Consider the following 13906-nt stretch of genomic DNA (forward strand, 5'->3'; position numbering starts at 1 on the left):
TACGGTCGTACGATTTGGCGGGGATTGCTCGGTATTACGCACCGTCAGGGCTTTGCCACGGTCAGCGCGTCCTCTTACGCTCCGGCGTCATGCCCTCACCCCTCATCAGCGTCGTGCTCCCCGCCTACGACCAGCACAAACAGCTCGCGGACTGCCTGGACTCGCTGTTCGCACAGTCCCTCCAGGACGTCGAGGTGATCATGGTCGCCGACCGCTCCCCCGACGCCGCGGGCGAGCTCGCCGACGCGTACGCGGCCCGGCACCCGCGGCTGTCGGTCCTGCACCTCAACGCGGCGGTCGGGGTCGGGGTGAGCCGGAACGCGGGGGCGGCGCGGGCCGCCGGCGAGTACCTGCTGTTCCTGGACGCCGACCACCAGCTGCCCCAGGACGCGCTGCAGACCCTCGCCGACCGGCTCGGGCAGACCGGCCCGGTGGACCTGCTGCTGTTCGGCCACTCCCGCCGGCACAACGACCGGGACTGGCCGGGCGGGGCGGAGGCACTGCTCGCCGAGGCCGGCCCCGAGGTGTTCGAGCCCTTCGACCAGCCCGCCCTGTTCGGCGCGCCGCCGCTGGTCTGGGACCGGCTGATCCGCCGCGGCCACTGGGAGGAGCTGCGGCTGGCCTTCCCCGACGGCCGGTACGAGGAGATCCCGGTGGTGCACGCGGCGCTGCTCGGCGCCCGCCGGGTCGCCGTGCTGGCGCGCGAGTGCGTGCAGCTGCGCCGCCGGGAGACCGTCCACCCCACCGCCTCCCCGGGCAGCGGCGTGTTCGACCTCTTCGACCAGTACGAGCGCAGCTTCGCGCTGCTGGAGGACCAGCCGCACCTGTACGCGGTGCGGGACGCGCTGTTCGTCCGGATGATCCGGCACTACCTGTTCGTCTTCGACCTGGCCGGGTGCGTCACCCGCGCCGAGCGGCCGCAATTCTTCCACCGGGCCGCCGAGCACCACCGGCGCTTCCAGCCGCCCGGCCACCGCCGGCCCGGCGGCCGCGAGGGGATCAAGTTCTCGCTGCTGGCCGGCGGCGCCTACCCGGCGTTCGAGATGGCCAAGCTCTCCCACATCGCCCGCGGCACGCTCACCGGGCGGCGGTGACCGGACTCCGCACGTGCGCGGCCCCGCCTCCGCAGGCGGCGGGGCCGAGGTCCTGTCCGGTCGGCCGCCGGCCGACACCCCATCGGCGGTACCCCGGTCGTGGCCGGTACCCCTGCGGGCGCGCGGCTGCCATGATCGGCCGGAGCCGTCGCCGCACCCGCCCGGAGGTCCCTGGTGAGCCGTCCGTCCGCAGCCCCCGGGGCCGAGCTGGCCCGCGAACTGGCCGCCGTACTGCGCGGGGAGGTCCGCTTCGGCACCGCCGAGCGGACCGTCTACAGCCACGACGCGTCCAACTACCGGCAGCTGCCGCTCGGCGTGGTCAAACCCGCCGACCTCGACGACGTCCGCACCGCCGTCGCGCTCTGCCGTCAGTACGGCGTGCCGGTGGTGCCGCGCGGGGCGGGCACCAGCATCGGCGGGCAGGCGATCGGCCCGGGCGCGGTGGTGCTGGACTTCCGCCGCCACCTCGGCGCCGTCCTGGACGTCGACCCGCAGGCCCGCACCGCCCGGGTCCAGCCGGGCACCGTGCTGGACGACCTCCAGCGCGCCGCCCGGCCGTACGGGCTGCGCTTCGGCCCCGACCCGTCCACGCACAGCCGCTGCACCCTCGGCGGCATGATCGGCAACGACTCCTGCGGCTCGCACTCGCTCGCCTGGGGACGCACCTCGGACAACGTCGAGCGGCTGGACCTGCTGCTCGCGGACGGCACCGAGCTGACCGTGGGCGGCCGGCTCACCCCGCAGGATCGCGCCGCGCTCCGCGCCCTGCCCGGGCGGCCCGGCGAACTCCACCGGCAGCTCCAGGAGTTCACCGACCGCAACCTCGCCACCATCCGCCAGGGCCTGCCCGCGCTGCCCCGCCGCACCTCCGGCTACCCGCTGGACGCCCTGCTGCCCGAGCACGGCCACGACCTGGCCCGCGCGCTCACCGGCACCGAGGGCACCTGCGCGCTACTGCTCGGCGCGACCGTCCGGCTGGTCGAGGAGCCGCCCGCGCGCGCCCTGGTGGTGGCCGGCTACCCCGACGAGGGCGCCGCCGCCGACGCCGTCCCCGCGCTGCTGCCGCTGGGGCCGCTCACCGCCGAGGGCATGTCCGCCGACCTGATCGCCGCACTGCTCGCCGCCGGCCCCCGCCCGCCCGCGCTGGACCGGCTGCCCGCGGGCGAGTGCTGGCTCTTCCTGGAGACCGGCGGCGCCACCCCGGTCGAGGCCTACCAGGCGGCCCGCCGGCTCGCCGACGCGGTGCGCCGCGAGCGCTCCGCCTCCGTCGCCCTCGTCACCGACCCGGCCGAGCAGCGCCAGCTCTGGGCCGTCCGGGAGTCGGGCGCCGGCATCGTCACCCGGCTGCCCGGCGGCGGCGAGGCCTGGCCCGGCTGGGAGGACTCCGCCGTCCCGCCCGAGCGCCTCGGCGACTACCTGCGGGACCTGCGCGCCCTGCTGCGCCGGCACAGCCTGCGCGGCGTGCCGTACGGGCACTTCGGCGACGGCTGCGTGCACCTGCGGATCGACTTCCCGCTGGACGAGCCCGCCGGGGTGCTGGTCTTCCGGGAGTTCCTGGAGCAGGCCGCCGACCTGGTGGTCTCCTACGGCGGGTCGCTCTCCGGCGAGCACGGCGACGGGCAGGCCCGCGGCGAGCTGCTGCCCCGGATGTACTCGCCCGAAGTGATCGCCCTGTTCGGCGAGTTCAAACGGATCTGGGATCCCGAGCACCTGCTCAACCCGGGGGCGCTGGTCGACCCGCGCCCGCTCGACGCCGACCTGCGCTTCGTCACCGCCCCGCGCCGCCCGCTGCCGCTCGCCCTCCCGTACGAGCAGGACGGCGGCAGCCTGGCCAAGGCCGTGCACCGCTGCGTCGGCGTCGCCAAGTGCGTGGACCCGAACACCGGGGTGATGTGCCCCAGCTACATGGCCACCGGCGAGGAGCGGCACTCCACCCGGGGCCGGGCCCGGCTGCTGGCCGAGATGCTGCGCGGCATGGCGGCACCTCCCGGCCGCCAGGGCGGCGCGGCGATCGCCGACGGCTGGCGCTCGACGGAGGTCCGGGAGGCCCTGGACCTCTGCCTGAGCTGCAAGGGCTGCGCGAGCGACTGCCCGGTCCATGTCGACATGGCGACCTACAAGGCCGAGTTCCTCCACCAGCACTACCGGCACCGCCCGCGACCGCTCGCCCACTACTCGATGGGCTGGCTGCCGCTCTGGCTGCGGGCCGCCGCCCTCGCCCCCGGCGCCGCCAACACCCTCGCCCGCTCCCCGGCCGCCGGGCTGCTCAAGCTGCTCGGCGGGATCGACCGGCGCCGGGTGCTGCCGGTCCTCCCGCCGGAGACCTTCACCCGCTGGTACCGCCGCCACCGCGCCGCGCACCCGGCCCCGGCGGGGGCACGGCCGGTGCTGCTGTGGCCGGACACCTTCTCCGACCACCTCCAGCCGAACGTGCTGCGCTCCGCCGTCGAGGTGCTGGAGCACCTGGGCTTCGACGTGCGGCTGCCCGCCGGCCCGGTCTGCTGCGGCCTGACCTGGTACTCCACCGGCCAACTCGGCACCGCCCGCCGGGTGTTGCGGCGCAGCCTGCGGACACTGGACGACACCGGGCTGCCCGCCGACACCCCGGTGGTCGGGATGGACCCGAGCTGCACCGCCGCCCTGCGCGAGGACCTGCCCCGGCTGCTCGGCCCGGACGGCCGCCCGCTCGCCGAACGCACCCGCACCTTCGCCGAGTTCCTCGACCAGTACGCCCCCGACGCCCCGCTCCCCCAGGTCCCACTGGACGCCGTCACCCAGACCCACTGCCACCAGCACGCCGTCCTCGGCAGCGCCGCCGACCGCCGGGTCGAGGCCCGGCTCGGCCTGCACAACCGGGTGCTGGACTCCGGCTGCTGTGGCCTGGCCGGCAACTTCGGCTTCGAACGGGGCCACTTCGAGGTGTCCGAGGCGATCGCCGAGCGCGTCCTGCTCCCCGAGGTCCGGGCCGCCGACCCCGGCACGGTGGTCCTGGCCGACGGCTTCAGCTGCCGCACCCAGATCGCCCAACTCGCCCAGGGCCGCCAGGCCCTGCACCTGGCGGAACTGATCGCCCGGGCGCTTCGGGAGCGTTCCTAGGACGCGGCGTGCTCGCCGAGGAAGGCCCCGGCGCGGGCCGCGGCCTCCTCCTTCGTCGGGTAGCCGCGGTCGGCCGCGCCGCGCGCGCCGTCGGCGCCGACGCCCGCCCAGCGCCAGTCGCCGGATTCCGCCTCCTGCTCCAACTCGGCTGTTCCGCCGAACAGTTCGAGCATGCCGTGCGGCGCCGCCGGGCGGGCCTCCGGCCACTTCTTCCGGGCACCCTGCCGGGTGATGCCCCAGGCCGCGCCCAGTTGCTCGTAGCTCGCGCCGTAGGAGCCCGCGGTCGCCGCCGCGATCGCGGTCAGCCGCTTGACCTCCATGTCCACCACCTTCCAGGTGGCGAGGACGGAGAGCGCGACCTCGGCCGGGTCCGCGTTCCACATCCGGTCCTCGGGCAGCCCGGTCTCTCGCGAGCGAACAGCCCTGGCAAGGGGGTTCAGGGCGTCACCGAGCGCCCTGGCCAGCTCGGACCGCTCCTCGGGGGTGATCTCGATCGATGTCATGCGACAACCATAGTTAACGATTCGTCCCATGACAACCAAAGTTACCGCCCGGATCGATCCGCCGCCGTCAGGCCCCGGCCTTGGCCGCCTCCTCCGTGGGCGCCTCCTCCGCGCAGACCGCCGACACGAACTCCGCGACCCGGGCCTGCGGCAGCCCGCGCGCGATGTCCGCCTCGCTGATCATCCCGACCAGCTTGTGCTCCGGGTGGTTGATCACCGGCAGCCGGCGCACCCGGTACTGCTCCATCACCCGTAGCACCTGCTCCGCGTCCTCGTCCGCCTCCACCGTCATCGGCCGGCCCAGGGCCAGCTCGCCCGCCGTCACCCCGGCCGGGTCCCGGCCCTCGGCGACGCAGCGCAGCACGATGTCGCGGTCGGTCACGATGCCCAGCAGTTTGTCGTCCTCCCCGCAGATGGGCAGCGCGCCGACGTGCCGTTCCCGCATGATCCGGGCGGCGGCGGCGAGCGTCTCGTGCTCGCGGATGCACTCCGCGCCCGGGTGCATGATGTCGCTGGCTCTGGTCATGATCCCGCCTCCTGGCCTGGCTTCCCGCCCCCCTGTCCATCCTGGTCCGGGCCCGCGGAGGCCGCCACCGGGCGCCGGTCAGGCCGCCTGGTCCGGCTCCGCGCGCCCGCCCGGCGCGTCCGCGTCCGGCACCGGCGACTGGTCCAACAATTCCTCCAGCGGCGGGAGTTCGTGCTTCGAGCTGTCCTGCTCGACCTCCGCCTTCGCCGCCTCCTCCCGCTCCACGGCGGCCCGTTCGGTGGCCTTCGCCGCTGCCGCCGCGGCATTCACCGCGGCCCGCTGCTGGTTGTCCGTCGCGCTGTCCAGGAAGCGCAGCAGCTCCACCGGGAAGGGCAGCACCAGCGTAGAGTTCTTCTCCGCCGCCACCTCCACCACCGTCTGCAGCAGCCGCAGTTGGAGCGCCGCCGGGGTCGCGCTCATCACCGCCGCCGCCTCCGACAACCGGGCCGAGGCCTGGAACTCACCGTCCGCCGTGATGATCCGCGCCCGCCGCTCCCGCTCGGCCTCCGCCTGCCGCGCGATCGAGCGCTTCATCGACTCCGGCAGCGCGACGTCCTTGATCTCCACCCGGTCGATCTCGATGCCCCAGCCCAGCGCCGGGCTGTCGATCATCAACTCCAGCCCCTGGTTGATCGGTTCGCGGTTGGCCAGCAGGTCGTCCAGCTCGCTCTTGCCGATGATCGAGCGCAGCGAGGTCTGCGCCACCTGGGAGATCGCGAAGTTGTAGTCCTGCACGTTGACGATCGCCTTCACCGGGTCCTCGACCCGGAAGTACACCACCGCGTCCACCCGGACGGTCACGTTGTCCCGGGTGATGCCCTCCTGTGCCGGGATCGGCATCGTCACGATCTGCACGTTCACCTTGCGCAGCTTGTCCGCGATCGGCAGCAGCCCCACCAGCCCGGGCTCGCGCACCTCCCGGCGCACCCGGCCGAAGCGGAACACCACTCCCTTCTGGAACTGCTGGACGACCCGGACGCTCAGGCCCGCCCAGATCGCCCCCAGCCCGACCAGCCCCCCGATGGCACCCAGCACCGCATCGACGATCATCGCGGCCTCCTTGCGGCCTCGGCGAGGCCTCCTCGCGCACCAGCCAGCCCCGGCCGTCGCCGACCCGGCCCAGCCGGGGGCCGCCGGAGCAGCTGATTCCACGCTACGCCTGCCCGGCCAGGCCGGCGCAGGGCCGATACGGGCCCGGCACGAGCTCGGTGCACGGCCGATGCGGGCCCGGTGCGAGCCCAGCGCGAGCCCTAGGAGGGCTTTGTCAGGTCCTGTGGTGGGGGTCGGGGGTTGTCCGGCCTCGAACGTCGCTACGAGACGATCACCCGCTCGGGGATCGGTGGGGCGGTGGTGACCGGTTCGTCCCGCGGGGTTGAGCGGGAGTCCGGGTCGGGCCGTCCGCCGACAGCCCGACCCCGGCCCTGTTCTGTTACGACCACTCCGGGTGCGGGGCCGTGATGCTCCCGAACTGGTACGAGTTGTTGGGGAGGGTGAAGACGTACTCGTGCGGGTCGTTGTGCGCGGACTCCAGCTTGTTCGGGACGCTGTGGTAGCCGAGCGCGTAGAGGTTCCGGGACGGGGCCCAGGTGTTGTAGCAGTAGATGGCGTTGCGCTTGGTCGCCATGTGCGCGGCAGGGATGTCCAGCACGTAGGCGGCACCGTTCGCACGGGAGCCGAGCGGCTGGTCGTAGGCGTAGACGAAATTGAAGCGCACGTCGGTGAGCTTGCCCTCGCGGGCCAGTTGCACGGCCGCGTCGGCGATCGCCTTGTGGGTGTCGGTGATCTCCAGCCAGCCCGCGGTGAACTTGTGCGAGGCGCCCGGGTACTGCCGCGCGATGGACGCGATCTTCGACTTGACCGTGGCGACGAACCGGGCGAAGGCATCGGGCCCCCCGTAGGGGGAGTCGACGATCTTCAGGTTGATCACCTTGTCGACCCCGAGGGTGGCGGCAGAGGCCATGAACTCGGCCGTCCGGCAAGGGACGATCTTGCTGCTGCCGTCGGTCGGCCAGTTCACCCCGTGGTGGCCGCCGGCCGCGCAGGGGTGCCGGTCCGAGCCTGTGGTCAGCGGGCAGGGATCGGTGTTCATCAGCTTCGCCAGCCCGTCGTTCTCTCCCCGTGTCACCAGCACGAGGTACACCGGCCGGCTGGCCGCCTTGTGCTCCAGGATCGCCCCGGCCAGGCCCAACGCCTCGTCGTCCTGGTGCGGCGAGTAGAAGATCGCCGGCGGTGCCGCCGCCGACGCCTCGGTCGCCCACATGCCGGAACTCAGCACCGTCGCGCCGGCCAGCGCGCCGGCCGTCAGGACCTGCCGTCGAGACGGACCCGCGTACCCGTTCTCCACCATTGCTGCCTCCCGGTCCCACCGGACCTTCTCGCCACCGCCCCGATCACCGGGCCCAACCCGGTCGACGGGCCACCGTCACCCGGCGGTTCAACCAGGCCGCCGTCCAGACCGCCCAGCGGGTGCGGCCGGACAGGACCTAGGATCGTGGCCATGCCGCAGTCCGCCGCCGACGACCCCGGCCACCCCCGCCACCCCGCCGAGGCCGCCGCCCGCACCACCTCGCTCACCGCGCTGGACCGCGTCGTCACCGGCTGCCGGGCCTGCCCACGCCTGGTCCAGTGGCGCGAGGAGACCGCCCGCACCAAGCGCCGCGCCTACCTGGACTGGGACTACTGGGCCCGCCCGATCCCCGGCTTCGGCCCGCCCGACGCCCCGCTCGTCCTGGTCGGCCTCGCCCCCGCCGCCCACGGCGCCAACCGCACCGGCCGGATCTTCACCGGCGACCCGTCCGGCGACCTGCTCTACGCGGCGCTCTACGACCTCGGGCTCGCCAACCGCCCCGAGTCCGTCCGGTACGGCGACGGCCTGCACCTGCACGGCGTCCGCATCACCGACCCGGTCCGCTGCGCCCCGCCCGACAACAAGCCCAGCACCGCCGAACGCGACACCTGCCGCCCCTGGATCACCCGCGAACTCCAGTTGCTGCGCCCCACCGTACGGACCGTCGTCGCCCTCGGCGGCTTCGCCTGGCAGGCCCTCCTGCCCGCCCTCGCGCAGGCCGGCTGGCAGGTCCCCCGGCCCCGCCCCGCCTTCGGCCACGGCGCCCTGGCCGTCCTCCCCGCCACCGACGGCGGCCCTGCCCTCCAGTTGTACGGCTGCTACCACGTGAGCCCGCGCAACACCAACACCGGCCGCCTCACCACCCCCATGCTCCGCGCCCTGCTCCGCACCGCCGCCCGGTCGGCCGGGCTGGAACCGGCGCCGGAGTAGGCCCGACGGCACCGACCCCCGTACGGTGCCGCCGGACCCGCCCCAACCAGCCAGGCTCCTGGTCGACCGGGCCCGCACTCAGTCGAACCGCCGGGTCGCGGTGATCCCGCCGTCCACCGGCAGGGTCACCCCGGCCACGTACGACGCCCGGTCGCTCAGCAGCCAGGCCGCCGCCTCCGCGATCTCGGTGTCCGAGCCCGCCCGGCCCAGCGGGGTGGAGCGGACCACCAGGGCGTCGAACTCCGGGCCGGACGCGAAGAACTGCTCCGTCGAGGGCGTCCGCACCACGCCGGGCGCGACGGCGTTGACCCGGATGCCGTGCCGGGCGTAGTCGGCGGTGGCCGCCTTCACCAGACCGGTCAGGCCGTGCTTGGCGGCCTGCTGGACGCCGTCCCCGAAGCCGCCGACCAGCGCGCCCACCCCGGAGTTGAGCACCACCGCGCCGCCCCGACCGCCCGCCGCCATCGCCCGCAGCTGGGCCCGCAGGCAGAGCCAGCTGCCGCGCAGGTTGAGCGCATGGGTGTCGTCCCACTCGGCCTCGGAGCGCTCGGCGAGCGGGGCCGGCGACAGGCCGGAGCCCGCGTTGTCGAAGGCCGCGTCCAGCCGGCCGTACGTCGTGAGCGCCGCCTCGACCGTCCGCTCGGCGCCCTCCGCGGTGGTCAGGTCGGCGGAGACGGCCACCGCCCGAGCCCCGCCGGCCCGCAGCTCGGCGGCCAGCGCCTCCACCTCGGCGGCGGAGCGGGCGGCCAGCACCAGCAGCGCGCCCTCCCGGGCGAACAGCCGGGCGGCGGCTGCACCGATGCCGCGCCCGGCCCCGGTGACGATCGTGACCTTGTCGTCGAGAAGTCCCATGCGGCGAGCCTCCCGGCGCCCCGCCCGGGCCACCAGCGGCCAGCCCTTCCCGGGGACGGGCCGACCAGGGACCAGCCGACCGGGGACGGGCCAGCCAGGGACGGCCAGGTCCTGGCTAACCCCGCCCGGCTGTGGCAGCGTGACCGCATGCCCGAGACCCCGCTGGGCGCGTTCCTGCGCGCCCGCCGCGCCCGCCTCGCGCCCGCCGAGGCGGGCCTGCCCCCGGCCGGGCGCCGCCGGACGCCCGGGCTGCGCCGCGAGGAGGTGGCGGCCCGCGCGGGCATCTCCGCCGACTACTACGCCCGGCTGGAACAGGGCCGCCAGCGGGTGCCCACCGGCCCGGTCCTCGACGGCATCGCCGAGGCCCTGCAACTGGCCGGGGCGGAGCGCGCCTACCTGCACCGGCTGGCCGCCCGGCACCGCGTACCGGCCGGGGCGCCGCCCGAGCCGCCAGCCGTCTCCGCCACCACCCTGGCGCTGCTGGACACTCTGGACGCCGCGCCCGCCTTCGTCACCGGCCCGACCTTCGAACTCCTCGCCTGGAACCGCCCGGCCGCCCTGCTGATGGCCTGGCCGGAACGGCGCCCGCCCCACGAGCGCAACCTGCTCTGGCAGGTGTTCTGCTGCCCGTACGGGGACCGCTCGCAGGGCAACCTCGCGGCCACCGGCTCGATCGGCGCGGACCTCGTCGCCTCGCTGCGCGCCCACCACGCGGACCGCCCCGGCGATCGCGGGCTCACCCGCCTGGTCCGCCGGATGTCCTCGGACAGCCCGGCCTTCGCCGCATTGTGGGACCGCCACCGGGCCGGCCCGCCCGGCCCCGGCCGGCTCCACATCCGCCACCCGGCACTGGACACCGACGTCCTGGACTACACCGTGCTCGCCCTGCCCGAGGAGGGCCGGTACGTCTTCGCCTGCCTCGCCCCACCCGGCAGCCGCGCCCGCCACGCCTTCGCCGCCGCCCACGACGCGGCCCCGGCCCACGCGGCGCCGTTCTAGGTTGGGCCTAGCCGAACCGCGGCAGCTTGCGCCCCGCCGCCCGGGCCCACACCTGGGGCAGCCGGGCCCGGGCCGTCTCGGCGGCGGTGAGCTGGCGGGCGTAGAGCGCCCCGAGGCCGAAGGGCTCGCCGCTGTCGGCGGCCTGCCCGGCGAGGGTGTCGGCGGCGACCACCGCGTCCTGGTGCTCGCCGAGCAGTTCCTGGACGGCCTTCATCCGGTCCGTGTACCGCTCGGCGGCCGCGCCGACCGCCGGGGCGGCGGTCTCGCCGGCGTAGCGGGCGCGTTTGGCGGCCTTGCGGGCCTCGTGCAGGGCTCGGTCGCGCTGCTCGGCGGGCCCGGCCCCGGCGTCGAGGGCCGCCCGGACGCGCTCGCCGGTGCGGTGCTGCTCGCGCTCGGCGATCCGGGCCAGCTCGGGGACGGCGTCACGGCCGGCCCGGCGGCGCAGCGGGGGGTCGGCGAGGAGGGTGGCGAGGGCGTCGGCGAGGGCGCGGCGGCGCGGGCTGTCGAGGGCCGCGAGCACCTCGGGCCAGGCCTGCCGGTACTCGACCCGCCCCCACCGCTCCAGCTCCGCCGCGACCCGCTCCGGCCGGCAGGCGGCGGGCAGTGCCCGGGCCTGGGCGGCCAGCCGCTCGGCGAGCACCTCGCCGTCCCGGGCGCGGCCGAGGGCGGCCGCGAGCCAGCGCAGTTCGGCGACCAGGTGGTCGGTGGCCCCGGGGGCGAACAGCCGCCGGAAGGTCCGCAGGGCGCTGCGCAGCCGCCGGCAGGCGACCCGCATCCGGTGCACCGCGTCCGGTTCGTCCGCCCGGACGGCGTCGTCGAGGCCGGCCAGTACCGCCGCCTGGGCGCCGAGGCGGTCCAGCAGCACCTGCCCCACCGTGGTGGTCGGTCGCGCCATGAGCGCTCACCCCCTCATCGGGGTCGCCGGGAACGCCTTCCAGGCTACGGGTCCGGGCGCACGACGACGACCAGGACCGCGACAGGAACGAGCAGGCCCGGGACGGGGACGAGCCAGGCCCGGGACGGCTGCGCGGCGCACACGGCCCCGACCCGCACGACCGGCGAAGCGGTCCCGGCTGAGCGGGCGTCAGGCGGGTGAACGAACGGCCTCCGGCGGGCAACGCTTCCACTCCCCGGGTACGCGCCCTCGTGCCGGATGTAAGCGTCGTGGCATACTCCGGGACGTGACGACCTCCACCCATGCGATCAGGGCCCTGCGGGCCGCGGTGTTCACCGCGCTCGCCGTGCCGCTGTCCGCGCTGGGCCAGGTGGTCATCACGGGTCGCCCGCTGCCGCTCTCGCTGGTGGCGGCCGCGACCGCCGTCGTCTTCCTGGTCGCGGCCGCGCTGGCCGGCGGGGAGCGGCGGCTGCTGCACATCTCCAGCGTGCTGGTGCCGGTCGAGCTGCTGCTCAACACGACGTTCAACCTGGGGCAGGCCGGCTGTGGGCCGATCCTGTCCGAGCACGTGCCCGCGCGCGGTGTGAACCTGCTGGTGTGTGGCGGCGGTTCGGTGGACGGGTCGCTGCTGGCCGGTCCGCTGGGCCATGTGGGGCCGCTGGCCCCGGCGGCGACCCAGGTGCTGCTCCTGCTGGTGCACCTGGTGATCGCGATGGCCGCCGCGGCCTGGCTGCGGCTGGGCGACGCGGCCCTGTCGGGCCTGGCCCGGTCGCTGCGCGCACTGCGCCAGTCGCTGGCCCGCCCGTTGCGCGCCCTGGTCCTGCTGCTGCTCCCGGCTCCGGTTCGGCCGGTGCTGCGGGTGCCGCTGCCGGTGTCGGACCGCGAGCGGCCGCGCCGCGAGGACGTGGTGCTGAGCCCGGCTCCCCGGCGTGGTCCGCCGGTTCTCGCGCCTGCCTGCTGACCCGCCCTAGGCCTTTCGGGGCCGCCGCGCACGTTCGTCCGCAGGCAGCGCGCACAACTCCCGCGTTCACTCGATCCCGCCGCACCCGGTGCGGTTTCCCGCGCGCATCCGCGCGCCGCGTACAGGAGTTGCCTTCCATGGCTCAGACCCCCAGCAAGCAGCAGGCCAAGCGCATCAGTGCCCGTGAGCGGATCCAGGAGGCGCAGCGCATCGAGCAGGCGGCCTCGAAGCGCCGCCAGCGGATCGTCGTGGCGGTGTCCGCCGTCGCGGTGCTCGCCCTCGCGGGCGGAGCGGCGGTCGCGATCAACTCGGCGTCCGGCAAGAAGGACTCGACGGCGGCGGCCGATGCGGCCGCGCCGACGGAGCTGGTCGTCCCGGCGAACGCCTCCGGCCCGGACGGCACGGTGATCACCTACGGCAAGGCCGACGCCCCGCACACCATGGAGGTGTACGAGGACTTCCGCTGCCCGGTCTGCAAGCACTTCGAGGCGGCGAACGGCGAGGCGGTCAAGAAGCTGACCGAGGACGGCTCGGTCAAGGTGGAGTTCCACCTGGCGGCGTTCCTGGACAACGCCCTCGGCGGCAAGGGCTCGCGCACCGCGCTGGCCGCCGCGGGCGCCGCGCTGAACGAGGGCGTGGACAAGTTCAAGCAGTTCCACGACGTGCTGTACGCCAACCAGCCCGACGAGCGGAAGGACGACTTCGGCAACGTCAACCACATCCTCGACCTGGCCGGCCAGGTGCCCGGGCTGAAGACGGACGCCTTCGTGAAGGCCGTCACCGACAAGACGTACGCGCCGTGGGCGGCGAAGGTCGCGGAGGCGTTCAACGGCAGCGGGGTGACGGGCACCCCGACGGTCAAGGTGGACGGCAAGCCGATCACGCTGTTCAGCGGCCAGTCCACGGTGACGCCGGAGCAGTTCACCGCCCAGGTGAAGCAGGCCGCCGGCCTGAAGTAAACAGGGCACCACCGGCCCGGCCGAACCCCGGCCGGGCCGGCTCCTCCCAGCCACCGGAGTGTGCTGCCATGACCGCCGCTACCTCTGTGCACCTCTCCCCTCCCGCCCCCGGCGACGCCGGCCGTGCGCCGGTCGGCGCGGGCCGGGCGTTCTCCCTGCTGCTGTTCCTCGGCGGGCTGATCGGGCTGGCCGCCTCGGCCGTCCTGACCTTCGACAAGCTCCGCATCCTGGAGAACCCGTCCTACGTCCCCAGTTGCAACCTCAATCCGGTGATCAGCTGCGGTTCGGTGATGCGCACCGAGCAGGCGGAGGTCTTCGGTTTCCCGAACCCGCTGCTCGGGCTGGCCGCCTTCGGCGCGCTGGCGGCGGTCGGGGCGGGGCTGCTGGCCGGTGCCGCCTACCGGCGCTGGTTCTGGCTGGGCCTGCACACGGGCACCCTGCTGGGTGTGGTGTTCGTGCACTGGCTGATCGACGAGGCGCTGTACCGGATCGGCGCGCTGTGCCCGTACTGCATGGTGGTGTGGGCGACGGTGGTGGTGCTGTTCTGGTACACGACGCTGCACAACCTCCGGACGGGGGTGATCCCGGTGGGTCCGCGGCTGCGACCGGTCGTGCGGGAGGCGGCGCGCTACCACTGGGCGGTGCCGGTGCTGTGGGCGGCGGTGATCGCGCTGCTGATCCTCAACCGGTTCTGGTACTACTGGAGCACGCTGGCCTGACGGACTCGACAGACGTGAGCATTTG

General features: G+C 75.0%; 13 protein-coding genes. 7 read left to right on the plus strand and 6 right to left on the minus strand.

What is annotated here, in order from left to right:
• Positions 1 to 89 precede the first annotated feature (89 nt).
• Positions 90 to 1094: a glycosyltransferase family 2 protein gene (locus AB0R04_RS09780; protein ID WP_363369653.1), complete on the plus strand. Its 1005-nt coding sequence runs from the start codon at positions 90 to 92 to the stop codon at positions 1092 to 1094.
• A 174-nt stretch (positions 1095 to 1268) separates the two neighbouring features.
• Complete coding sequence (locus tag AB0R04_RS09785; RefSeq protein ID WP_363369655.1) at positions 1269 to 4190, plus strand: FAD-binding and (Fe-S)-binding domain-containing protein; 2922 nt, start codon at positions 1269 to 1271, stop codon at positions 4188 to 4190.
• On the opposite strand, the gene AB0R04_RS09790 is transcribed toward AB0R04_RS09785, so the two are convergent.
• The 4 genes from AB0R04_RS09790 to AB0R04_RS09805 all read right to left on the minus strand — a co-directional run bounded on the left by AB0R04_RS09790 (position 4187) and on the right by AB0R04_RS09805 (position 7566).
• A complete protein-coding gene (locus AB0R04_RS09790; RefSeq protein ID WP_363369657.1) occupies positions 4187 to 4693 on the minus strand; it encodes a hypothetical protein in 507 nt (168 codons plus the stop codon). The two genes, AB0R04_RS09785 and AB0R04_RS09790, sit on opposite strands and share 4 nt — an antisense overlap.
• A gap of 67 nt (positions 4694 to 4760) precedes the next feature.
• On the minus strand, positions 4761 to 5219 hold the full coding sequence (locus tag AB0R04_RS09795; protein WP_363369659.1) for a CBS domain-containing protein: 459 nt from the start codon (positions 5217 to 5219) through the stop codon (positions 4761 to 4763).
• Positions 5220 to 5297: 78 nt separating this feature from the next.
• The gene (locus AB0R04_RS09800) at positions 5298 to 6269 is read right to left on the minus strand and encodes a slipin family protein (RefSeq protein ID WP_363369661.1); all 972 of its coding nucleotides are present in this window, start codon (positions 6267 to 6269) and stop codon (positions 5298 to 5300) included.
• A 379-nt stretch (positions 6270 to 6648) separates the two neighbouring features.
• Positions 6649 to 7566 carry a PIG-L family deacetylase gene (locus AB0R04_RS09805; protein WP_363369663.1) on the minus strand — a complete coding sequence of 306 codons (918 nt, stop codon included), beginning with the start codon at positions 7564 to 7566 and terminating at the stop codon, positions 6649 to 6651.
• Positions 7567 to 7716: 150 nt separating this feature from the next.
• On the opposite strand from AB0R04_RS09805, the gene AB0R04_RS09810 reads away from it, so the two are divergent.
• Entirely contained in the window at positions 7717 to 8496 is a 780-nt protein-coding gene (locus AB0R04_RS09810; RefSeq protein ID WP_363369665.1) for a uracil-DNA glycosylase, read from the plus strand.
• A 78-nt stretch (positions 8497 to 8574) separates the two neighbouring features.
• Here AB0R04_RS09810 and AB0R04_RS09815 read toward each other — a convergent pair whose 3' ends face one another.
• On the minus strand, positions 8575 to 9348 hold the full coding sequence (locus AB0R04_RS09815) for an SDR family oxidoreductase (RefSeq protein ID WP_363369667.1): 774 nt from the start codon (positions 9346 to 9348) through the stop codon (positions 8575 to 8577).
• A gap of 147 nt (positions 9349 to 9495) precedes the next feature.
• On the opposite strand from AB0R04_RS09815, the gene AB0R04_RS09820 reads away from it, so the two are divergent.
• A complete protein-coding gene (locus tag AB0R04_RS09820; protein ID WP_363369669.1) occupies positions 9496 to 10347 on the plus strand; it encodes a helix-turn-helix transcriptional regulator in 852 nt (283 codons plus the stop codon).
• A 7-nt stretch (positions 10348 to 10354) separates the two neighbouring features.
• On the opposite strand, the gene AB0R04_RS09825 is transcribed toward AB0R04_RS09820, so the two are convergent.
• The gene (locus AB0R04_RS09825; protein WP_363369671.1) at positions 10355 to 11242 is read right to left on the minus strand and encodes a CHAD domain-containing protein; all 888 of its coding nucleotides are present in this window, start codon (positions 11240 to 11242) and stop codon (positions 10355 to 10357) included.
• Between the two features lie 286 nt (positions 11243 to 11528).
• Between AB0R04_RS09825 and AB0R04_RS09830 the strand changes: the two genes are divergently transcribed.
• The 3 genes from AB0R04_RS09830 (at position 11529) to AB0R04_RS09840 (ending at position 13881) form a co-directional block, all read left to right on the plus strand.
• Positions 11529 to 12203 carry a hypothetical protein gene (locus AB0R04_RS09830; protein ID WP_363369673.1) on the plus strand — a complete coding sequence of 225 codons (675 nt, stop codon included), beginning with the start codon at positions 11529 to 11531 and terminating at the stop codon, positions 12201 to 12203.
• Positions 12204 to 12340: 137 nt separating this feature from the next.
• On the plus strand, positions 12341 to 13162 hold the full coding sequence (locus tag AB0R04_RS09835; protein ID WP_063346454.1) for a thioredoxin domain-containing protein: 822 nt from the start codon (positions 12341 to 12343) through the stop codon (positions 13160 to 13162).
• Positions 13163 to 13230: 68 nt separating this feature from the next.
• Positions 13231 to 13881, plus strand: a complete 651-nt coding sequence (locus AB0R04_RS09840; protein WP_363369676.1) for a vitamin K epoxide reductase family protein — start codon at positions 13231 to 13233, stop codon at positions 13879 to 13881.
• The last annotated feature ends 25 nt before the right edge of the window (positions 13882 to 13906 follow it).

The sequence above is a fragment of the Kitasatospora sp. NPDC056731 genome, assembly GCF_040687675.1.
GTDB lineage: Bacteria > Actinomycetota > Actinomycetes > Streptomycetales > Streptomycetaceae > Kitasatospora.